Here is a 21555-nt window from a genome sequence, read left to right as displayed (position 1 = left end):
GTTTTAAAGTTATTTCTTATAAAGATAAGATTTTATAATTCAATTTCATTATTAATTTTACAAATGGTTTTTATCAAAAAAAAAACGCTTCCATTTCTGAAAGCGTTTTAATATTATCAATATTTGTTTTACACATTAAATCTGAAATGCATAATATCACCATCCTGAACAATGTATTCTTTCCCTTCTACAGACAATTTCCCCGCTTCTTTCACTTTTGCTTCTGAGCCGTAAGTCATATAATCGTTGTACTTAATCACTTCTGCACGGATAAATCCTTTCTCAAAATCTGTGTGGATCACACCGGCTGCTTGCGGCGCTGTCCAACCCTGTCCAATGGTCCAGGCTCTGACTTCCTTAACTCCGGCTGTAAAATACGTTTGTAATTTCAAAAGATCATAAGCCTTTCTGATCAGTCTGTTCACACCCGGCTCTTCCAGACCAAGCTCTTCCAGGAACATCTGTCTTTCTTCGAAGGTTTCCAGCTCGTTGATATCGGCTTCAATTTGCGCAGCTAAAACCACAACTTCGGCTCCTTCATTTTTGGTCATTTCTTCAATCTTAGCAACCCATTCGTTTCCGTTTTTGATAGAATTTTCGTCCACATTACAAACATACAGAACCGGTTTTTTTGTTAACAATTGAACATCATCGATTATTGATTTTGTAAAATCATCCATCGGGAATTCTCTGGCATTTTTTCCGTCTTCAACAAATTTTTGGAGATTTTGTAATGTTTCATAAGTCAGGATATCTTCCTTTTTTCCTGATTTGATGAATTTTTTAGCCTTCTCAACAGCCTTCCCGATTGTTTCCAAATCTTTTAGCTGAAGTTCTATATCGATAATTTCCTTATCTCTCAAAGGATCTACAGAACCTTCCACGTGAACGATATTTCCATTATCAAAACATCTCAGAACATGGATTATCGCTTCACACTCGCGGATATTGGCAAGGAATTGATTTCCCAAACCTTCACCTTTGCTTGCCCCTTTTACGAGACCGGCAATATCAACAATCTCTACAACTGCAGGAAGAACTCTTTCCGGATTAACGATTTTTTCCAATTCGAAAAGTCTTGGATCAGGAACAGAAACAGTTCCCAGATTAGGTTCAATCGTACAGAACGGATAGTTAGCAGATTGCGCTTTGGCGTTGCTAAGGCAATTAAAAAGGGTTGATTTTCCTACGTTTGGAAGACCTACGATTCCACATTTCATAATAACAGATTTAAAATTTTGAGTTGTTAGGTTTGAAATCCAATGCATTAATCAGATCGTTTGAAACCAAAACTTTCAGCGCGCAAATATACTATTTTGAATTTTAAATTTATACTTTTACAATCTTAATTATGAGCAGGAAAAAACGTGAATTCGAGTCTTCGGAATTATTAAATTCTTTTGCAAAAATCTATGGTTTTGAAGATAAACTAAAAGCTTTCGAGATCAATGATTTTTTGAAGGATTATCTTTCTAATGATCTTTTTGAAGAAATAGCCAGCGTGAATCTCAAAGAAAAAGTTCTGGTTATCCGCATCAAGTCACCGCTTCTGAAAAACGACTTCCGAATGAGAAAATCTTTTTTCCTAAAAAAATTCCAGGAAGTTCTGAAGGACGAATCGCTGATTAATGATCTGTTGATTTTGTAGATATCTCCTGGATCATCTTTTTGCTTTTCTCATCCAGCCTTGATCTTAACGGAAAGAAAAATCTAAATGGATTTTTGATAAAATATCTGAATATTTCTTTGAAAATTTCTCTTGCTTCGCTCAATTCCACTTTTCTGGAACGGAACGCCAGCAACATGGACAATCCGAAACTGACCGCAAAATTGAAAAATCCGATCACAAAAACCGTCACAAAAGAAATCCAAAAAGTATAGGAACTAACGACAAAGTCTTTACCATAAAGCCCTAACGCAAAATTACCTGCAGCAAAAGTAATGTGACGGATATCAAGATCTAAGCCTAAGAAAAGTCCAATCGGCGCTGTTGCTCCTAAAAAAACACCAAACCAAAAATTGGAAATGATTCCCGCCCAGTTTTTGGAATAATAAATTGACAGCCTCTTGGCAACACTCTGCCCGAAAAAATAATTAATCAAAGGATTTTTAGCAATTCTTCTAGGAATCTGATAAAACACAGAATTATTACTGATATTCCCGGAAATAACCCCAGAAATAAAAAGAAAGACACCTGCAATACAAGCATGCAAGATTGCTTTGGATTGAAACGGATCCAAATCATGAAGAAGTTTCCCCGATTTCTCAAAAGCAAAATTCTGTTTGAAAAGGATCTCTAATCCATAAATAATGATTAATGAAACCGGAAACGATAACAGAACATTTCCTACAAATGCAATAAACTGTGATCTGAATAACTGCGAAACAACATGCGCAAATTCTATATAAGTATTTCGGTTATCACCCTCCGACAGTACTTTTGCCATGGTTGCGGCAGTCATTGCAGGCTGTTTTGTCGCTAATGTAAAATGCATCAGATAGATCATCACAAATCCCATCGCATAATTCATAGAAAACAAAAATGCATGTGCAAAATCACTTGTCGGTATATAACTGTAAAGCATTTTCAAAACACAAAGCGCACCTACGATAACACCACCACCCGAAGCCTTCCAAAACATTTTCATATAAGCTTTGAAAGTTGATGTGATATAATGGGTTCCCGTTTCAGCAGTATGATTAGTAATAAGATGCGACATGAGTCTTGTACTGTCGGAAACAAGATCCCTGAGATTATTCTTATGAGACTTATATTTCAGAATATTGAAAAATAACTGCTTAGAATTAATTAAATAATCTTTTTCTTCATCGATTACGAATAGTTTGATAATATCCGACATCCTTTGCAGCTGCTGCCTGATCTTAAGTAATGCCTGATTGGTCTTACTGGAGATTCCGTACTTCGAAGAATTTTTGAAAGCTATATTCACAAACTCCTGACATTGATCCAGGTAGATTTTGGTTTGTTTATAAATCTCATCTGTTGACGAGAGATGGAAGTCAGGATTATCTTTGTATTGGGCATTCAGAATATCGAATTCATTTTGTAATGCCAGAAATGGATTATCGAAGTTCCTGTATTCCGGAACCATTTTCATCACTTCTACATCCAGCGCATTACCTATAACACGCCAGGCCAGAATATTAATCGAAAAAAGCAACTCCTTTTTAACATGCGGATGATCAATAAACCTGTCAATTCTCAACAGCCGAAATAATTCATTAACTTTATCTTCGGGAGAATTCTGAAAAAACTGAAGATCTTTTTTTGGCGTTACCAAAACATTATCGACAAGATACCAAATGGTTTTCTCGTTTTCTATTGGCGGCAAAACCTTGTTAAGAATTCTCTTTTTGAATTCCGGATAGAAAGCGTTCTCAGAAAGAATATCAGCTTCTGTTAAAGATAAATTAAAAGGCCTGCCTTTGAAAACATTGAAAATATAATAGATCAGATTTTCTTTTATCAGCTCATTATCCTTAAGATAGGCAGTGAAAACACCCAAATCCTCTTCTTTGAGACTTGTAATGATTTCTGATAAAGGTTGTAAAGACAAGGTTTCATTCCTTTCACTAAAGTAATTCTTTAAAATTGCACTGAAACTGTCTTTTCTGAATAATCTGATCGCCATATTACTACAAAAGTAATTATTTCAAAACAATATTGTTCATTTGGCGCATAATCCAATTATGTTTTTTGTTAAGATAGGCACTTGGATTTTTGGGATCGTATTTTTTAGGGTTTGGCAAAACAGCTGCAATCCATGCTGCTTCGCTTTTCGTGAGGTCTTTTGCAGGCTTGTTGTAATAATACTGAGCCGCAGCTTCTATCCCAAAAACACCTTGCCCCATTTCTATAGAGTTAAGATATCTTTCCAGAATAATATCCTTTCCCCAGACTTTTTCTATGATAAATGTGTAAACTGCCTCCAGGCCTTTTCTGAACCAGCTTCTACCCTGCCAAAGAAAAATGTTTTTTGCAGTTTGTTGAGAAATAGTGCTACCACCTCTTACAACTTTTCCTTTTTTGTCGTTTTTCTTAATTGCTTTTTCAATTTGCTTATAATCGAAACCATTGTGATCAAAAAACAATTGATCTTCTGAAGCGATAACTGCTCTTTTAATATTATTTCCCATATCGTCATAGGAAACATAATCACGTTTCAATTTCCCATACTTGACGAGTCCGCCAATTTGGGTAATTGTGATAGGAGGATTAAAAAATATACCGAAAATAATGAAAAGTATATTGGCTATAACCAGAATAAAAAACAGTTTCTTGATGAACTTCCACATTTTAAAAAAAGAAATTTTTAGCGAAAATAAAACAAAAATATATTCCGGTCAAAACCCCAATGCAATTATGATAGAAACTACTGAAAACTGATATCCAAAACCTTACAAAGAACTGATATAACAATAATAATAAAGAAAAACAAGAAATCATAAAAACCGAAACTCTTAAACTTATGAACGTCATTATTTTTTTGATTTTCTTTGTAACGACGGGTTAATTCTTGCCGATCATCCCATCTTGTTTTGAAGGAATTTCTATGATTCATCATTTATCCGAGCTAGTAATATTTGGTTGTTATTTTTATAATTCCGGTTTGGGGACTGCAAATATTTAAAAAAATATTGAAATAAAAATAATTTTCATAGAAAAATATAAAAATTTAACACTATCCTTTAAGCAAATAAAAAAGTATTAAAATATAATTATCATATAATTAATACAATCTTTGACAAATAGATAAAGAATAATTTATATTTGAATTATAAAAAAGAGATAAGAACCAGGCTGATTTTGAATACTTTGAAAAACTTTAATTATTAAACCGAATTTATGATCCTGAAATATTGAAGCAAAAAAAACTCACAACCAATAATGATTGTGAGTTCTGTGAGCGCGAAAGGATTCGAACCTTTGACCGTCTGCTTAGAAGGCAGATGCTCTATCCAGCTGAGCTACGCACCCTTAAGTTTTGTAAATTAAAAAATTCCCGAAGGATTTCTTTAATTAATGTCGGGGCGGCAGGATTCGAACCTGCGACCTCCTGGTCCCAAACCAGGCGCGATGACCGGACTACGCTACGCCCCGAAGATTTTCTAATGCGGAGGGTAAGGGATTCGAACCCTTGCGACCCTTTCGGGTCGACAGTTTAGCAAACTGCTCCATTAACCACTCTGGCAACCCTCCTTTTAGAAATATTTTGATGATCGTTATCTGCTCAATTGCGAGTGCAAATATAGAACAGTTTTCGTTATCTCCCAAATTTTTTTCTTCATTTTTTTTCATATTTTTGAATCAAAATAAACTGTAAACATCCATCAATATGCGTAATTCACTATATCTCACAGCCTTAGGAATGATAATTATTTCCTGCGGTTCTCAGCAAAAAACCGTAAAAAATAAAATTACAACAATACCAAACGCTCCAAAACCTGTGGTGACTGAAAAAAAACCACAGATAAAGGAAGATGAAGGAGAATATTACAAAGTCAATATTGCGGATATTACGAAGAATGATAATACCATAAGTTACGGTTCCATTGTAAGTGCAAACCCGGCCGGATACAAAGTCACTAAAACTTATTTCCCTGCCATCGGTCAAAACTTTCGTCAACGGTATGTGATTTTGCATTACACGGTTCTTAATGATGAAAAATCTATCTCTACGCTGACTCAGCAATCTGTAAGTGCACATTATCTGGTCAGCACACTTCCTGATAAAGAAATCTATCAGATCGTGGACGAAAATAAAAGAGCTTACCATGCCGGAATAAGCTTCTGGAGAAAAGATCAGCAACTGAATGACACTTCAATTGGAATCGAAATTGTTAATCTTGGTTACACCACAGATTCGCTAAATAACCGTGTTTTCTATCCTTATCCGGAAGAGCAGTTCAGAAAAGTAGCTGCCCTGGTAAAAGACATTGTGACGAGATACAATATCCCGGCAACTAATATCTTAGCTCATTCGGATATTGCGCCGACAAGAAAACAAGATCCCGGCCCGCTTTTCCCATGGAAAAGACTCTATGATGAATATCAAATCGGAATGTGGTATGATGAAACGGCAAAACAGAATTTTTTAACTCAAATTGCTTCCACAACTGACCTCACAACACAGTACAACAATCCTGAATTCGTTTCTAAAATCCAGCAGCAACTGGTTCAGTTTGGTTACGCACTATCAGTGAATGGTGTCTGGGATAAACCCACGAAACAAACGATTGAGGCTTTCCAATTTCATTTCCGACCTTCTAACTACAGCGGAATTATGGATGCGGAAACCTGGGCGATTTTGCAGGCTTTGATTCAGAAATATCCGCAAAAATAAAATAGTAAAGCCTCGAAAAATAATTTTCGAGGCTTTACTTTATATTATAAAATCTTACTTACTCAACAACAGAGAAACCCATTCTTCCCTTTGTAATTTCTTCTCTAGTTTCAGATTTTGCTCTGTGCAAACTTCCAAAATATCATCCACATCAAAGAAACAAAGTCCTGACAATAACAATTTTCCGCCATCTTCCAAAACGGAAACATAAGTCGGAATATCGGAAATCAGAATATTTCTGTTGATATTCGCCAGAATAATATCAAATTTTTCCTTACCAAGATTATCAGCAGTTCCCAATTCGATATCCAATTCCACATTGTTGCGTTCTGCATTTTCTTTAGAATTTTCTACAGACCATTCGTCGATATCAATGGCTACTGTTCTTCCCGCACCCTTTTGCTTGGCAAAAATTGCTAAAACCGAAGTTCCGCAACCCATATCAAGCACTTTCTTGTTCCCCAAATCCATATCCAGCATCTGTTGAATCATCAAATGCGTCGTTGGATGATGGCCAGTCCCAAAAGACATTTTTGGCTGGATCACAATCTCATGCATATTCGGATTCGGCTCATGAAATTCCGCCCGGATGAGGACTTTGTCTTCCACATTAATGGGCGAAAAATTCTTTTCCCACTCCTCGTTCCAGTTGATATTCGGCATTTCCTCGTAAGAATAAGTGATGGTCACATCTTCATTCTGTAACAGCGGAATAGACTTTAAATCATCTTCATTAAAAATATCTTTCTGAATATATCCCAGAACGCCGTCATACTCTTCCGTGAAGCTATCAAAACCGATTGCGATCAGTTCCGCCATCAATATTTCGTTCCACGGTTGTAGGGGTTTTATTTTGAAATTGAATTCTAAGTACGCTGCCATTATATAATTTTTCGCAAATTTAGGTTAAAACCACAAAGGCACAAAGTTTTCACAAGCACACATAAAACTTTGTGAACCTTGTGTAGCGCTTAGTGTCTTTGCGGTTAATATTCTAGTTCATTTTAATCTGATAAGTCACTCCAATGTGGAACCAACGTCCAGGCATCGGAACCAGATTGGTCTCTATGTATTTTGTATTAGTCAAATTGTTGATGAGCACATAAAAATTAAAATCTTCGTATCGGAAATTGAGCTGTTCATCCAGCGTATTGTAACTTCCGAGATTCACGCGCTCCGTGTATCTGTAAATCAACTGGTTGCTAAAAAATTTCAAAAACTTCACATTGATTTCGCCAACCAATTGATGTCTTAGATTCTGCAAGGCATACCGGGACAGTTCTTTATTTTTATATTGATTGTCAAGATAAGTATAATTCAATCTATAATTTAAAAAGTCAAATAATTGATGTCTGAATTCCGTCTCAAAACCTTTAAGATTGATTTTCCCAACATTTTCTGCAGTCCAGATACTTTCAGGAGTTGGTTTCAGCCAGTCGATTCCATTATGTGTGTTTCTGATAAAACCACTGACTTTCGCTAATATTTTCTGATTCTGGAATCGGTAACCTAATTCTGAAGATAGTGCACTTTCAGGAATCAGATTTGGATTTCCTTTTTCAGTCGGGCTCACATAATACAAATCCGTGAAAGTCGGGATTCTGAAACCTTTTGAAACTGCACCGAAAATCTTATGATTTGGACTAAAAATATAACCAACATCCACCCCTGGATAAAAGAAATTATCGCCCGAATAATTGGCCCAACTTGCTCCAGGATTAATTTCTAACTTCTGATTAAAAAATTTGAATTGATGATCAAAAAATACCTGCGTTACATCTCTTTTTCTCTCCCCAAGGTTACTGCTGGTCAAAAATTCTTTTCTGTAATCAACACCAAAATTCGTAATCCCAAGTGAAGATTCGTAAGACAAATTGACAGTTCCACCAGCATTGTTGCCAATGTGCATATTCCTGTAAAATGCAGGATTATCACGCTTCAGCAGATACATATCCTGACCTCTGCGCCAGTAAAGACTGGAGTTAAGTGACAGTTTACCAAATTTCTGCTGATACTGCAGACTCACCACAGACGCCTGCGTTTCCTCATATTGGTTGGTATAAGTTGGCGACGCATAGAAACCGTTTGCGCCAAATTTCTTCTCAGAAAAACCGGCCTGCAAGCTCAAACTTCCCTCGTTCAGTTTTAATTTGTTCTGATAAAAAACATTCCTGATTTGATAATCTGTATTATAGCGATAACCATCCGAAGCGCCGTTGCTCACCGTCAGAAGATTGGTAAATTTCTCCGAACCAAACGTTGCAGAAGCTGATAAATCATAAGTCTTGAAATCGCCACCTTGGGCTTTGATCGTCACTTTTTCTTCAGCAGAAGATTTCGTAACAATATTGATGACACCTGCGAAAACATTCTGACCGTAGAGTTTTGCCGATGAACCTTTCATAATTTCAATCCTTTCAACCGCCGAAATATCAAACGGAATATTGAATGTGTTATGACCCGTCTGAGAATCATTCATTCTGATGCCGTTTATCAAAATTAAAACCTGCTCAAAAGAACTTCCCCGAATCGAAATATCGCTCTGGACACCATTAGAACCCCGTCTTCTGATATCCAATCCAGAATGAAACTGCAGCAATTCATCAATACTCGTTGCCGGACTGTTCTCGATTTGTTGCCTGGTAATGACCGTCACATTCTCATTCACATCATTATACGGAATCGATAAAAACCGACCTTGTAAATTCACTTCATCTATAGCTTTTTCCTGATTTTGTCCAAATCCGTTAACCGACAAAACAATGACGGATAAAGCCATTACAGTTTTTTTCATAGTTTAAAATTTCCTTTCAGATAATCGGGCGCAAATATAGAGATTAGCCAAATTCCCCACCTATAATTCTACTGAAAATTGAATTATAACCAACCTCAACTAGTTCTGACGTACCTGTAACAGGTTCAACAAATATCATTTTGTGGTTCTCTAAGTGCCTCCGACCAGCTACTTAAGTACCCAGGGACACTTATACCAATCGCTAAAGCCGGTTCTGAAATGGTTTCAACCACTTACCTAAGTGGTCATAGCCACTCGCACAACCACCTACAACCATTTCGGAACCGGTTACAACCACTTGAGCAACCACCTTTTGCCATTTCGGAACCGCCCTTTACCTGGATGATAACCGGCTATAACCACTTAAGAACCGGTCTCAACCATTTATATAACCACCCACAACCATTTCGGAACCGGCTATACCCTGGTTAGGAACCACCCTTACCCCCCTTCCGAACCACCCCTTCCGAACATATAAACAACACAATATCAAATCATTAAAAACAAATCAAATCCCATAAGGGATGACCTGTTAGTAGACAACACATACGCACTAATCAGAGCTCCGTAGGAGCGACCTATTGGATACATTTAACAGGTCGCTCCGATGACGCTTGTCTGTGAAAATCCTATTGCTTCTATTAACAGAACGTTCCTACGGAACTATAAAAACAGTTCCGATTTTTGTGATTTTATTGTGATTATTTTAATCCAAAAACTTACCCGAAAACGATTAAATTTTGCGTAATTTTGTGGGTCTTATTTTTACTATGGCTACAACAACCGACATCGATATCAAGAAATTTCTTTTCGTTAAAAACGCACACCTTAACAATCTGAAAAACATCGACGTTCTGATTCCAAAGAACAAATTGATCGTGATTACAGGTGTCTCCGGAAGTGGAAAATCATCTCTGGCTTTCGACACGATCTATGCGGAAGGGCAAAGGCGTTATGTGGAAAGTTTGAGCTCCTACGCACGTCAGTTTTTAGGTAAATTGGAGAAACCAAAGATTGATGATATCAAAGGTTTGGCGCCATCAATTGCAATTCAGCAAAAGGTGATTTCGTCCAATCCGCGTTCTACGGTGGGGACTTCTACGGAGATTTACGATTATATGAAATTGCTGTACGCCAGAGTCGGAAGAACTTATTCACCTGTTTCCGGAGAGGAAGTAAAGAAAGACAGCGTAACGGATGTGATTGATTTCATCAAGGCTTCCAAAAAAGATTCCACCTTTTTATTGTTGACGCCATTGACATTTGAAGTGAAAGATTTTGCTGAATTGCTAAAAACTCTTAAAGTTTCGGGATTCACAAGGTTGGAAGTGAACGGCAATATTGCAGGGATTGAGGATTTGGAAAGTTTCGGTTTCAAGCCGGAAAAGGATATGACTATTAATCTTGTGATTGACAGATTTAGCTATGAGGAAGATGAGAATTTCTTACAAAGATTAGCAGATTCTATCCAAATGGCTTTTTACGAAGGGCACGGCTATTGTTCACTTAAAAATACAGACACCGGAAAAATCCGTGAATTTTCCAATAAATTTGAACTGGACGGCATCGTTTTCAACGAACCAAATGTTCATTATTTCAGCTTCAACAATCCTTACGGCGCTTGCCCGGCTTGCGAAGGTTATGGAAAAGTGATTGGGATTGATGAAGATTTAGTCATTCCGAATAAAAATCTTTCGGTTTATGAAGATGCAGTCGCTTCCTGGAAAGGTGAAAGTATGAGCGAATGGAAAAAGGATTTCATCAAAAAAGCTAAAGATTTCCCGATACATAAGCCTTATTATCAATTAACCAAAGAGCAGAAACAATATCTTTGGAAGGGCGACAAAACGAGAAATTTCCCTAGCATTGATAATTTCTTCAAAATGCTGGAGGAAAATTTATATAAAATCCAGTATAGAGTAATGCTTTCGCGTTACCGTGGAAAAACCATTTGTCCAACCTGTGAAGGATTACGGTTGAGGGAAGAAACAAGCTGGGTAAAAATCGACGGACATAATATTCAGTCTTTGATTGAGTTGCCTTTGGACGAATTGCTTCCTTTAATAAAAAGCTTAAAACTCAACGACCACGACGGAGAAATAGCAAAACGATTGACTTACGAAATCGAAACAAGACTGGAATTTTTGACTAAAGTTGGTTTGGGTTATCTGACCTTAAACCGGACATCGAACACGCTTTCCGGAGGAGAAAGTCAGAGAATTAATCTGGCGACAAGTTTAGGAAGTTCTTTGGTTGGTTCGATTTATATTTTGGATGAGCCAAGCATCGGTCTGCACTCTCGAGATACGGAAAACCTGATCGGTGTTTTGAAACAATTGCGAGATTTAGGAAATACCGTGATCGTTGTTGAACACGATGAAGATGTGATGCGAGAAGCGGATTACATTATTGATATTGGTCCGGAAGCGGGTTATCTCGGTGGAGATTTGGTTTTCAGTGGTGATTATAAAGAAATGCTAAAAGCAGATACTTTGACCGCAAAATATCTGAATGGGGATTTGGAAATCGAAGTTCCTGCAAAACGAAGAAAAACAAAAGAATACATCGCAATAAAAGGTGCTCGTCAAAACAACCTGAAGAATGTTGACGTCAATGTTCCATTGGAATGTCTGACAGTTATCACTGGCGTTTCCGGAAGTGGAAAATCGACTTTGATGAAAGAAGTGATGACGAATGCGATTCAGATTCAACTCGGAATGGGTGGAAAAAAAGCAGATTATGATTCGGTGGAATTTCCTTCAAAATTGATTCAGAATATCGAATTGATTGACCAAAATCCAATCGGAAAATCATCCCGTTCCAATCCTGTAACGTATCTGAAAGCCTATGATGACATCCGTGACCTTTTTGCAAAACAGAAATCTGCAAAAGTTCAAGGTCTGAAACCGAAGCATTTCTCTTTCAATGTTGACGGCGGAAGGTGTGACGAATGTAAAGGCGATGGTGTAATCACAGTATCAATGCAGTTTATGGCCGACATCGAATTGGAGTGTGAACATTGCCACGGCACACGTTTCAAAAAAGAAATCCTCGAAATCAAATACGACGAGAAAAATATTTCCGACATCCTTCATATGACAGTTGACGAAGCGTTGGAGTTCTTCAAGGAAAATCACGAAGAAAAAATCGCGACCAAGCTAAAACCGCTTCAGGATGTTGGCTTGGGTTATCTGCAATTAGGTCAGTCCTCTTCTACTCTTTCCGGAGGTGAAGCTCAGAGAGTGAAGCTGGCATCGTTCCTTGTGAAAGGTGTAACGACAGAAAAAACCTTGTTTGTTTTTGACGAACCTTCAACCGGTTTGCATTTCCACGATATTAAAAAGTTACTGAAATCGCTTCAGGCATTGATAGAATTAGGACATTCAGTGGTGGTGATTGAACATCAGCCAGACATCATCAAATCTGCTGACTACATCATTGACGTTGGTCCAAATGCCGGAAAATACGGCGGCGAGATTGTTTTCACAGGAATACCGGAAGATTTGATTAAAGAGAAAAAGTCTTTTACGGCGAAGTATATCAAAGAAAAACTCGATTAATAGAGTTATCCACAAAAAAATGTGGATAAGTATGAAATTTTAACATTTAGTTTACAAATGGTATGGTTTTTATTTCTAAATTTACAATAGAGATTTAGGAAATGATTACAAAATTTGCTTTTGACCCAATTGGAATTACTCAAATTAAATTTGATATAAAAATTTAAAGGATAGCATTGTCGGCTGTCCTTTTTTGTTGTTGTCTAACTAAAAAAATGAGATGTTTTATCTACTGAACCGGCTTCTAAAGAGTCGGTTCTTTCATTTCGTAAAGGCTTCGACTCTGCTCAGTCTGACAATTCTTATTATACATTTAATACTAAAAGTGTCACACTGAGCGGAGTCGAAGTGTTTAGAATTACAAAAAAAGACTGCCTCTTTCGAAACAGTCCTTCTTTTCATTTTTTACGATTTATTTATTTAGCAGCATTCACATTGATACCAATTTCGATGTCTTTGCTGATCATCCATTCAGCCGGATCCGTTTCATCCGTCCCGAATTTGATTCCCCAATCTGCTCTGTTGACTGTAAATTTAGCTTCAATAGCCGCTTTACCTTCGTCAACAGTCACTTTTGCAGGGAAAGAAACATTAAGCGTTTTTCCTAACAATGTCAAGTTTCCGCTTACCGTTTTGTTAGCACCCGCGACTGCATCTTTTGGAAGTTCTCCAGTCAAATCCGCAACAGAAGTGATTTTGAAATCAGAAGTTGGATTCTTACTAACGTTGAAGAAATCTTCATTTTTCAAGTGCGCTTCCAGGTCAGCCGGCTTTTTGTCAGCCTCCGTTACAGATGCAGGGTCAACTTTCAATGTGGTCATATCAATAACGAAATCACCTGAAGTTACCGCATCATTCTCAACTGTAATTTCTCCGGATTTCAAATTAAGTGTTCCCCATCTCGGTGCAAATCCACCTTTGTGAAACGCTTTCCAGTTCACGTTGGATGTAGCCAAATCTACTTTGTAAGCTTCACCGGTTTTTGCTGCAACTTCCTGTGCATCTTTTACAGTTTCTTTTTTGTCGTTACAAGCTGTGAACATCAAAGCAGCGCCTGCCAATGCCAATACTGTTAATTTTTTCATAGATAATATTTTAAATTAATATTGATTTTTCTTGCAGCAAAAATAAGACCTTAAATATTGACACAACATTGATGTACATCAATAAAATCTATAGCTGTAATTATTTGACTTAGCCGAATTTTTAGATTTGGGCAGCTTTATCCGCCTTCCACTTCCGCTATTTTTTGCCCAAAGCTAAATTCCAGCCACAAAAAAAATGAGCTTCTGTCAAGTCGGGCTGCATAAGATTCTATGCATTAAGATCAATTCAATATTTAACATAATATTCCAAAATAATAAAAACCAAAAAAATAATCATAATCAACTGATTATCAATAATAAAATATTTTACCGAAAGTTAAAAAATATCAAGATTAGGCATTAAATTTGATTCTTAACTTTAACTTAATTAACATTTTTTAACACTTTAAAATCTTTTACTTCTAATGAAAAAAACTTTTGCTGAAAAATCAAATCATTTGGTTTTTCTTGGGACTGCTGCTTTAATCGTTAACGCAGTATTTTTTTTGAATTCCTGTAACAAAAAATCAGAACAGGTAACAAGTTCAAAAACAAATTCAGAAAAAGTTGTCCCCAAAACAGCAAAAGTGATTTCCACAAAACCGGAGATTCCCGACGATCCGAATAAACGTTATATCTATCTGACCTTTGATGATGGTCCGAATAAAGGAACGGAAAACCTTCTGAAAATCATCAACAAATACCAAATTCCTGTAACATCTTTCATCGTAGGAAAACACGCTTATGATAGCAAAACGCAGGCAAAAAACCTGAAAGAATTAGACAATCACGAGTTGGTAGAATTGGCCAATCACAGCTATTCTCACGCAGAAAACAAATACTCTGAATTTTATAAAAATCCGGAAAAAGTAGTCCACGATTTTGACCGAGCTAAAGACAGTATAAAATTCAAGAATAAATACGCGAGAACGCCCGGACGAAATATCTGGAGAACTTCTAACATCAATAATACCGATATCAAAAGTTCTAAAACTGCCGCAGACGAATTACAAAGAGCAGGTTATGTTTTGGTTGGTTGGGATCTTGAGTGGAAACCAGACAATACAATGAAGCTGAAAGGTTCTCATCAACAGATGGCAAAGCGCGTGGACAGCATATTTTTCAACGATTTGGAAAAGACCTCCCGACATTTGGTTTTTCTCACGCACGACCAATATCTTCAGGATGATGATTCGGTTAAGGAATTGGATTTGTTCATTTCCGGTTTGCAGAACAGCAATCGTTTTGAATTCAGAAAAATTTCTGATTATCCTAAGATTAATGATATTTTGAAATAATTTTTCTAAACCACAAAGGCACAAAGTTTTTTCACAAGGTTCACAAGTTAAATAGTTGTGTTCTTAGTGAGACCTTTGTGTCTTTGCGGTTAAATTCTATTCAAATTCTTTTGAAACACCCAATCCAAACAACGCAAAATCGTAGACTGCAGGGTCATCGGCATTATATTTTCTGAGAATCGAATCCAATTCTTCAACAGCTTTCCAATCGTTTTGTTTTCTGGTTAATATTCCTAATTTTCTGGAAATATTTGCCGTGTGAACATCCAAAGGAACAGAAAGATATTTTGCATCAATTTTTCTCCAAATTCCAAAATCAACGCCCTTTTTATCTTTCCGAACCATCCATCGCAAAAACATTATTAACCTTTTGGAAGCCGAATTTTTGTAAGGCGAACTGACGTGTTTTTGCCCGCGATGGATTTCCGAAATAAAATGATTTCGGAAACGTTCGATAGAATGAGAGAAATTCATTTCGTTTTCATTGATTAGAAACACATCTTCCAGACTTTCAAATTGGTTATAAATTCTTTTAAAATTCTTCAGGAAGAAAATAAAATCTTCGTGATTGAAAGTTCTGTGAATTGCTTTTTGTGGAATCTTTTTTAAATCAGAATCAGTAAAATTCATTACAAAATCGTATGGCGAATTTCCCATTAATTCCATCATTTTGTTAGCGTCATTAATGATTGACTTTCTGTTTCCCCAGGCGATACTTGCAGAGAAAAATCCGGCAATCTCAATATCCTGCTTCAGAGAAAAACGATGCGGAATCTGGATTGGGTCATCGGTAATAAAATCCGGAGAATTGTAGAGTTCTGCTTTCTCATTAAGCAAATCGAAAATGTCTTTTTCTTTCAAATTCATTATTCAAAAATACGAAATTGTTATATCGCAAAGTCGCAGGAAATTATTGTTATTATGCAAAAAAGTCGCAAAGTTCTTATTGAAAACATTTGCGACTTAATAAATTAATGATTTAAAATCTAATATCTAGACTCTAATATCTAACTTCTCTTTGTCTATCTTCCAATCACTTCCATAATTGGTTTTCCAACGGCGCCACTTGGGAATTCGATGTGAAGTAATGCGGAGATTGTTGGCGCAATATCTGTCATATAATAATCACCATTGCTCTCGCCATGTTTGATTCCCCAACCCATAAAAATCAATGGAATATGTGAATCGTAGGAATTCCAAACGCTGTGTGTTGTTCCTTTTTTAGCATAAGTCGGCAACATCCCATCGTGAGAAATGATTTGTATATCACCGCTTCTCTGCCAGTTATAACCATTAATCGTTCGGGATTTTATCGGTTCCGGAATCGCTGACGAACCAATCTTCTTCAAATCCACAGCGTACAAAACTCTTGGATCTTTGTTAAGATTGTCTATAATTGTAGCCTTGATAGCTTCTTCATCCAGATTTTTTTCTTTGATGAGATTCTGATTCAGATAGATCTGATAATTATCGATTCCGAGAATCAATTTAGAATTGGCATATTTCTTTTCCAATTCTGCTCCCAGATTTTTTTCCATTCCTTCATCAAAGAAACCGCCTAGAATTTTGTTGGCTCTCAGGAACCCTTCCGCATTTGCTCCACCATGATCAGCAGACAGAAAAATCAAATAATTGTTCTTACCAACTTTCTCATCCAACATTTTGAAAAACACCGCCAAATCTCTGTCCAATCTGATGTAAGTATCTTCCACCTCGATGGAATTTGGTCCATACGAATGTCCTACATAATCCGTTGAAGCCAGGTTAATAGCCAGAAAATCTGTTTCAGTTCCTTTTCCTAAGGCATAATTATCCAAAGCCGCTTCAGCAAATTTCAGTGTCAAAGTATTTCCAAAAGGTGTCGTTCTGATAACGCCTTTTTTAGTCGCATAATCTGACAAAAGATTTTTATAAGGAAAAACCGGTTCTTTTGCCGTTCCTACAGGAAATTCCCACTCGACATTATCAACCGTACTTTCAGTATATTGATTAATTGGCAAAGCTGTTTCCCAACCGTTAGCCAATAATTTTTCCGGAACTTTCTGGTCGTTGAAGTCTGTTACCCATTTTGGCAACTCATTCATATAATAAGAACTTGTGATGAAGTTTCCAGCAGAATCGTCAAACCAAAAAGCGCCAGTCGGATTGTGACCTGCCGGCAAAATCGATGCACGGTCTTTCAAAGAAACGCCAACGACTTTTGACCTGAAATTACTTGCGATTCTTAGCTGGTCTGTAACTGTAGTTGACCAAAGATTTTTCGGAGAATGACTTCCATTTCTTCTATTATCCGTTCCAACAGGATTGACACTGTCATCGGTTGTACAATAAACGTTTTTCCCTGTTGCTTTATCCGTCCAGTCGTTCCCGGCAATCCCATGAATGGAAGGCACAGAACCTGTATAAATGGAAGTATGACCGATAGCTGTAACAGTTGGAATATAAGGAATATGAACATTATTGAATGAATAGCCTTCTCCCAATAATCTCTTGAAACCGCCTTCTCCAAATTTCTTTTCAAAACGGTAGAGATAATCCCAACGCATCTGGTCGACGACTAATCCTACAACTAATTTTGGTCTTTCTCCCGAATTTAATTTTGATTTCTGAGCATTTATATTTCCAATTGTGGCCACCGCCAAAACGAAAATCTGAATTTTCCTGAACATTGATTTACTTTTAATTGAGTCCCAAATTTACATCTTTCAAAAGTTTTGGGATGTGAAATTTTATTAAAGTTTAGTTGAAAGTTTTACACAAAGGCACAATGCATCATCTTAAATCAAATGTTTTAAGGCACAAGGGACTCCAACTTCGCTCAGTCTGACAGCTTTGATACAATTTAATTCTACATTTTATCAATCTGAGCGGAGATGGAGATTTTACAATAGTCCAAAAATAAAAAGAACGAGCAATTGCCCGTTCCATTAAATATAAAATTTAACAATTCTATTTTCCGCCGCCTGAGTTTTTCTCGACATCGGTTTTAGTATTTTCTTTTACCTTTTGATTTCCGAAACGTTTTACAAAGGTGAGCGAGAATCCATACCAATCCCATTTGTTGTAATTTCGAATCATCCCTGTTGAGCTGTAAGTCGTATTGTCTACACTTGGCCTTTTAAAAATGTTCATCAACTGCAAGCTGGTTTCGATTTGAGAATTCGGGAAAATCTTGGTTACAGAGATGTTATGAAAGAAATTGTATTTATTCGCAACAGAGTTTCCGTAATTCTGATTATCAACACTGAACCAACCACTGATATTGATGTTCTTATTGAATAGATTAGTATAAGAAAGATTGGTAGAACCACCGATATAACTGATATAGTTGTTTTCCTGATTCAGTCCATTTTTTCTATTGAAATCGCTGTTATCAATATAATACCAACCGATTCCGAAATTGACATTCAGTTTATTTTTGAATAGGTTCTGATTCGTATTGGCAAAAAGATAAAACTTCTCAACCTTTCCTTTGAAATTTTCCGAGACTGAAATTGTTTTTCCGTCTTCTTCTACAAATTTGTTCCAATAATCCTGGTCTGTAAACATATATCTTGCTGATAAGAAATACTTTTTGAATAAACCGAACTTCAGTACTACTCTATCACTTGGATTAGGAAGCAAGTCCATATTTCCGCGATAGTACATCCCATTATTTCCGGGCAAAACAAACGGGTTGAATTCCGAATACCAAGGTCTCCAAAGACTATGATTGTATGTCAGACTCAAATCGTAATTCGGTGAAAAAGCATACTTCAGCAAGAGATTAGGCATAAAAGTTCCATAAGAATCTTTTCTTTTATTAGCATTTTCACTGATTTTGTAATCAATATGCTCATATCGCAGACCTACCCGTGTCTCAAGCTTTTCAAAAAAGGTTTTACTATAAGTGAAATAAAGTGAATTGATATTGTCTTTATATTGGAAATCACTGATTGTATTATTAGTATTATTCAAAAAATCAAAATAATTATTTGGAATTACATTATTATTAAAATCAATTTTCCCACCAACTTCCAGGGTTCCGCCATTTTTACCCAAAGGTGTTGTATAATCTACCTTTACGTAATAATTCCTGGTCTGATTATAAGAATCGATTCTATAAAAATTTGGAATCAAAGCTGTTTCATTGAAAATAGTATTTCCGTTATCAGAATCATAATTGATTCCTAAGTTGACATCCAGAATTTTATTTTTCTCCTTGTCGTAATATTTGTAGAAGAGATTTGTACCAAGCGTTTTCGCAACTGAAGATTTTGTTAAATCCTGAACAAAAGTATCTTGTAAAACATTATCTACATAAGTTGTACCTCCGGAATTGGAAGTAGAGTTTCTTTTTCCCTGATAATATTCCAGCACAAGCCCTACATTATTTTTATCATTGAGCTCAAACTCCGAAGTTGATGATACCGAAGGATTTTTATTTTTAAAAATACTTTCTGCATCAATATTTTTTACTGTTTTGGTATCATAAATAGTATTGACTGAAGAATTTTGTGTGATAAAAATATTGTCTCCATAACTTCCTCCAAACGTCTGGGTGAAATTCTTTTTATGGTAATTCAAATTCAAACTTCCGTATTGGTTATTCTTGGTATTCTGAGTATTGGTAAGGGAAATACTTCCTTTCAGACCTTCGTCATCTCGTTTTTTCAGAACGATGTTGATCACTGCGCCAGTTGCTTCATAACGGGAAGAAGGACTGGTGATGACTTCAATTTTCATCAGGTTGTCTGCAGGAATCGTTTTGAGATATTCCTTCAGTTCCTTACCTGTAAAAACTGACTTTCTGTCGTTGATGTAAACCGTCACAGATTCTCCTTCCGCTCTCACATTATCATTGTTATCGATGCTTACCAAAGGTGTCATTCTTACAATATCCCAAGTCGTATTTCCTGCTAGAATAGAACTGTTTTCCACATTAAACACGGTTCTGTCGGCTTTACTTTGGACAGTCGGTTTTTTGGCAATAACGGTGACAGCTTCTATTTCTTTGGATTTGAGAGTATCTTTGTTTTGTGCGAAAGAAATTGTAATCGATAATAATCCTAATAAGGATAAGGCTGACTTCATTGTTATTTTGTTTTACTTATAAGACAACCGTCGCGGTAGAAATGTTACATCTATAATCAATTAAATTTATATTAATTCGAATTTTAATTAAATTTGGGAAAAACATATTCTTAAAATGAATTCAAAAGTTGACGATCACATCAATCAGTCCAAACAGTGGAAAGATGAGATGAATGCATTGAGAATCATTATTCTGGATTGCCAATTGGCAGAAGATTTTAAATGGGGAAAACCGTGTTATTCTTTTCAAGGTAAGAATATTGTGATTATCCAAGGCTTTAAAGACTATTTTGCGCTACTGTTTTTCAAAGGTGGATTGATGAAAGATTCTCAAAATCTTCTGGTAAAAATGGGAGAAAACACGCAAGCTGGAAGACAAATGCGATTTGAAAATGTTCAGGATATTTTGGATAAAAAATCAATTATCAAAGATTATATTTTTGAAGCCGTTGAGATCGAAGAACGTGGCGAAAAAGTGGAAATCAAGAGAGAAGCAACAGCAGTTCCCGAAGAATTTCAAATCAAACTAAATGAAAATCCCGAATTAAAATCAGCTTTCGAATCTTTGACACCCGGAAGACAACGAGCTTATCTTTTTCATTTTTCCGCACCAAAACAATCCAAAACAAGAGAATCCAGAATAGAAAAATTAATCCCAAAAATATTGAAAGGTAAAGGGATGAATGATTGACAATATTTTAAGTCTCGCTGATTTTTCAAATTTTGCAGATTTACAAAAAACTAAAGTTTTGCTTAATTCATTAAATCTGCGAGAGAAATATTTTTATCTAACACAATTAATCAATATGAAAAATAAACCTCAGCTTTCAGCAGAACAACAGGAAGAATTAATCAAAATTCTGAAAACCCGTTTCGAGAAAAACCCTAAACGCCACGAAAACATCCAATGGGAAGATGTTCAGAAAAAACTAGAATCTAATCCTGAAAAATTGTGGTCACTGAACAAAATGGAAAGAACCGAAGGCGAACCAGATGTTGTTGATTACGATAAAAAAACAGACGAATATCTTTTCATAGATTGTTCTGCAGAAAGTCCAAAAGGCAGACGAAGTCTTTGCTATGACCGAGATGCGCTGAATTCCAGAAAAGAACACAAACCTGTGAATAGTGCAGTAGATCTGGCCAATGAAATCGGAATCGAGATTTTAAATGAAGAACAATATCGCCAATTACAAAAGCTTGGTAATTTTGATTTGAAAACATCGAGCTGGGTAAAAACACCTGACGACATCCGAAAACTAGGTGGTGCTATTTTCTGCGACAGACGTTACAATAATGTTTTCCTTTATCACAACGGCGCAGAATCTTATTATGCTGCGAGGGGTTTCCGTGGGGTTTTGAAGGTTTGAAACTAATAGT

The 21555-nt window shown here is 36.3% G+C and carries 15 protein-coding genes and 3 tRNA genes; 6 read left to right on the top strand and 12 right to left on the bottom strand.

All coding sequences use genetic code 11. The annotated features are described in order from the left end of the window. Positions 1 to 128: 128 nt before the first annotated feature. Positions 129 to 1220 carry a redox-regulated ATPase YchF gene (gene ychF, locus QOL71_RS09825; RefSeq protein ID WP_283416751.1) on the bottom strand — a complete coding sequence of 364 codons (1092 nt, stop codon included), beginning with the start codon at positions 1218 to 1220 and terminating at the stop codon, positions 129 to 131. A gap of 131 nt (positions 1221 to 1351) precedes the next feature. Here ychF and QOL71_RS09820 point away from each other — a divergent pair, with 131 nt between their 5' ends. After that, the gene (locus QOL71_RS09820; protein WP_283416750.1) at positions 1352 to 1648 is read left to right on the top strand and encodes a hypothetical protein; all 297 of its coding nucleotides are present in this window, start codon (positions 1352 to 1354) and stop codon (positions 1646 to 1648) included. Here QOL71_RS09820 and QOL71_RS09815 read toward each other — a convergent pair. The 5 genes from QOL71_RS09815 to QOL71_RS09795 all read right to left on the bottom strand — a co-directional run bounded on the left by QOL71_RS09815 (position 1626) and on the right by QOL71_RS09795 (position 5221). Then, the gene (locus QOL71_RS09815; protein ID WP_283416749.1) at positions 1626 to 3653 is read right to left on the bottom strand and encodes a recombinase; all 2028 of its coding nucleotides are present in this window, start codon (positions 3651 to 3653) and stop codon (positions 1626 to 1628) included. The genes QOL71_RS09820 and QOL71_RS09815 overlap by 23 nt on opposite strands. A gap of 16 nt (positions 3654 to 3669) precedes the next feature. Then, positions 3670 to 4317 (bottom strand): monofunctional biosynthetic peptidoglycan transglycosylase, encoded by a 648-nt coding sequence (gene mtgA / locus QOL71_RS09810; RefSeq protein WP_283416748.1) that lies wholly within the window; start codon positions 4315 to 4317, stop codon positions 3670 to 3672. A gap of 608 nt (positions 4318 to 4925) precedes the next feature. Next, positions 4926 to 4999, bottom strand: a tRNA-Arg gene (locus QOL71_RS09805). A gap of 48 nt (positions 5000 to 5047) precedes the next feature. Continuing rightward, positions 5048 to 5122: transfer RNA gene (locus QOL71_RS09800), tRNA-Pro, on the bottom strand. A 14-nt stretch (positions 5123 to 5136) separates the two neighbouring features. Beyond that, positions 5137 to 5221, bottom strand: a tRNA-Ser gene (locus QOL71_RS09795). A gap of 136 nt (positions 5222 to 5357) precedes the next feature. Between QOL71_RS09795 and QOL71_RS09790 the strand changes: the two genes are divergently transcribed. Next, positions 5358 to 6365 (top strand): N-acetylmuramoyl-L-alanine amidase, encoded by a 1008-nt coding sequence (locus QOL71_RS09790; protein WP_283416747.1) that lies wholly within the window; start codon positions 5358 to 5360, stop codon positions 6363 to 6365. A 54-nt stretch (positions 6366 to 6419) separates the two neighbouring features. Here QOL71_RS09790 and prmA read toward each other — a convergent pair whose 3' ends face one another. After that, the gene (prmA, locus tag QOL71_RS09785; protein ID WP_283416746.1) at positions 6420 to 7247 is read right to left on the bottom strand and encodes a 50S ribosomal protein L11 methyltransferase; all 828 of its coding nucleotides are present in this window, start codon (positions 7245 to 7247) and stop codon (positions 6420 to 6422) included. Positions 7248 to 7359: 112 nt separating this feature from the next. Beyond that, the gene (locus QOL71_RS09780; protein ID WP_283416745.1) at positions 7360 to 9159 is read right to left on the bottom strand and encodes a TonB-dependent receptor plug domain-containing protein; all 1800 of its coding nucleotides are present in this window, start codon (positions 9157 to 9159) and stop codon (positions 7360 to 7362) included. A 770-nt stretch (positions 9160 to 9929) separates the two neighbouring features. Here QOL71_RS09780 and uvrA point away from each other — a divergent pair. Further along, positions 9930 to 12719 (top strand): excinuclease ABC subunit UvrA, encoded by a 2790-nt coding sequence (gene uvrA, locus QOL71_RS09775; protein ID WP_283416744.1) that lies wholly within the window; start codon positions 9930 to 9932, stop codon positions 12717 to 12719. A 416-nt stretch (positions 12720 to 13135) separates the two neighbouring features. Here the strand turns inward: uvrA and QOL71_RS09770 are convergent, their stop codons facing one another. Beyond that, entirely contained in the window at positions 13136 to 13804 is a 669-nt protein-coding gene (locus tag QOL71_RS09770) for a YceI family protein (RefSeq protein ID WP_283416743.1), read from the bottom strand. Between the two features lie 425 nt (positions 13805 to 14229). Between QOL71_RS09770 and QOL71_RS09765 the strand changes: the two genes are divergently transcribed. After that, positions 14230 to 15102: a polysaccharide deacetylase family protein gene (locus QOL71_RS09765; protein WP_283416742.1), complete on the top strand. Its 873-nt coding sequence runs from the start codon at positions 14230 to 14232 to the stop codon at positions 15100 to 15102. A gap of 96 nt (positions 15103 to 15198) precedes the next feature. On the opposite strand, the gene QOL71_RS09760 is transcribed toward QOL71_RS09765, so the two are convergent. The 3 genes from QOL71_RS09760 to QOL71_RS09750 form a co-directional block, all read right to left on the bottom strand. Then, positions 15199 to 15963, bottom strand: a complete 765-nt coding sequence (locus QOL71_RS09760) for a TIGR02757 family protein (protein WP_283416874.1) — start codon at positions 15961 to 15963, stop codon at positions 15199 to 15201. A 161-nt stretch (positions 15964 to 16124) separates the two neighbouring features. After that, entirely contained in the window at positions 16125 to 17771 is a 1647-nt protein-coding gene (gene pafA / locus QOL71_RS09755) for an alkaline phosphatase PafA (RefSeq protein ID WP_283416741.1), read from the bottom strand. Between the two features lie 280 nt (positions 17772 to 18051). Continuing rightward, complete coding sequence (locus QOL71_RS09750; protein ID WP_283416740.1) at positions 18052 to 20175, bottom strand: outer membrane beta-barrel protein; 2124 nt, start codon at positions 20173 to 20175, stop codon at positions 18052 to 18054. Positions 20176 to 20290: 115 nt separating this feature from the next. Here QOL71_RS09750 and QOL71_RS09745 point away from each other — a divergent pair, with 115 nt between their 5' ends. Both QOL71_RS09745 and QOL71_RS09740 read left to right on the top strand, forming a co-directional pair. Further along, on the top strand, positions 20291 to 20866 hold the full coding sequence (locus tag QOL71_RS09745; protein ID WP_283416739.1) for a YdeI/OmpD-associated family protein: 576 nt from the start codon (positions 20291 to 20293) through the stop codon (positions 20864 to 20866). A 115-nt stretch (positions 20867 to 20981) separates the two neighbouring features. Further along, positions 20982 to 21545: a DUF4256 domain-containing protein gene (locus QOL71_RS09740; RefSeq protein WP_283416738.1), complete on the top strand. Its 564-nt coding sequence runs from the start codon at positions 20982 to 20984 to the stop codon at positions 21543 to 21545. Positions 21546 to 21555 lie beyond the last annotated feature (10 nt).

This window comes from Epilithonimonas pallida (assembly GCF_900182975.1).
GTDB lineage: Bacteria > Bacteroidota > Bacteroidia > Flavobacteriales > Weeksellaceae > Epilithonimonas > Epilithonimonas pallida.
Note: the sequence above shows the minus strand (reverse complement) of the source record. Positions and strands in the feature narration are given on the sequence as shown.

Coding starts and splice junctions, on each gene's coding strand:
- QOL71_RS09820 (WP_283416750.1), top strand. CDS start 1,352: ATGAGCAGGAAAAAACGTGAATTCGAGTCTTCGGAATTATTAAATTCT.
- QOL71_RS09790 (WP_283416747.1), top strand. CDS start 5,358: ATGCGTAATTCACTATATCTCACAGCCTTAGGAATGATAATTATTTCC.
- uvrA (WP_283416744.1), top strand. CDS start 9,930: ATGGCTACAACAACCGACATCGATATCAAGAAATTTCTTTTCGTTAAA.
- QOL71_RS09765 (WP_283416742.1), top strand. CDS start 14,230: ATGAAAAAAACTTTTGCTGAAAAATCAAATCATTTGGTTTTTCTTGGG.
- QOL71_RS09750 (WP_283416740.1), bottom strand. CDS start 20,175: ATGAAGTCAGCCTTATCCTTATTAGGATTATTATCGATTACAATTTCT.
- QOL71_RS09740 (WP_283416738.1), top strand. CDS start 20,982: ATGAAAAATAAACCTCAGCTTTCAGCAGAACAACAGGAAGAATTAATC.
- prmA (WP_283416746.1), bottom strand. CDS start 7,247: ATGGCAGCGTACTTAGAATTCAATTTCAAAATAAAACCCCTACAACCG.
- pafA (WP_283416741.1), bottom strand. CDS start 17,771: ATGTTCAGGAAAATTCAGATTTTCGTTTTGGCGGTGGCCACAATTGGA.
- QOL71_RS09815 (WP_283416749.1), bottom strand. CDS start 3,653: ATGGCGATCAGATTATTCAGAAAAGACAGTTTCAGTGCAATTTTAAAG.
- QOL71_RS09780 (WP_283416745.1), bottom strand. CDS start 9,159: ATGAAAAAAACTGTAATGGCTTTATCCGTCATTGTTTTGTCGGTTAAC.
- QOL71_RS09745 (WP_283416739.1), top strand. CDS start 20,291: ATGAATTCAAAAGTTGACGATCACATCAATCAGTCCAAACAGTGGAAA.
- QOL71_RS09770 (WP_283416743.1), bottom strand. CDS start 13,804: ATGAAAAAATTAACAGTATTGGCATTGGCAGGCGCTGCTTTGATGTTC.
- ychF (WP_283416751.1), bottom strand. CDS start 1,220: ATGAAATGTGGAATCGTAGGTCTTCCAAACGTAGGAAAATCAACCCTT.
- mtgA (WP_283416748.1), bottom strand. CDS start 4,317: ATGTGGAAGTTCATCAAGAAACTGTTTTTTATTCTGGTTATAGCCAAT.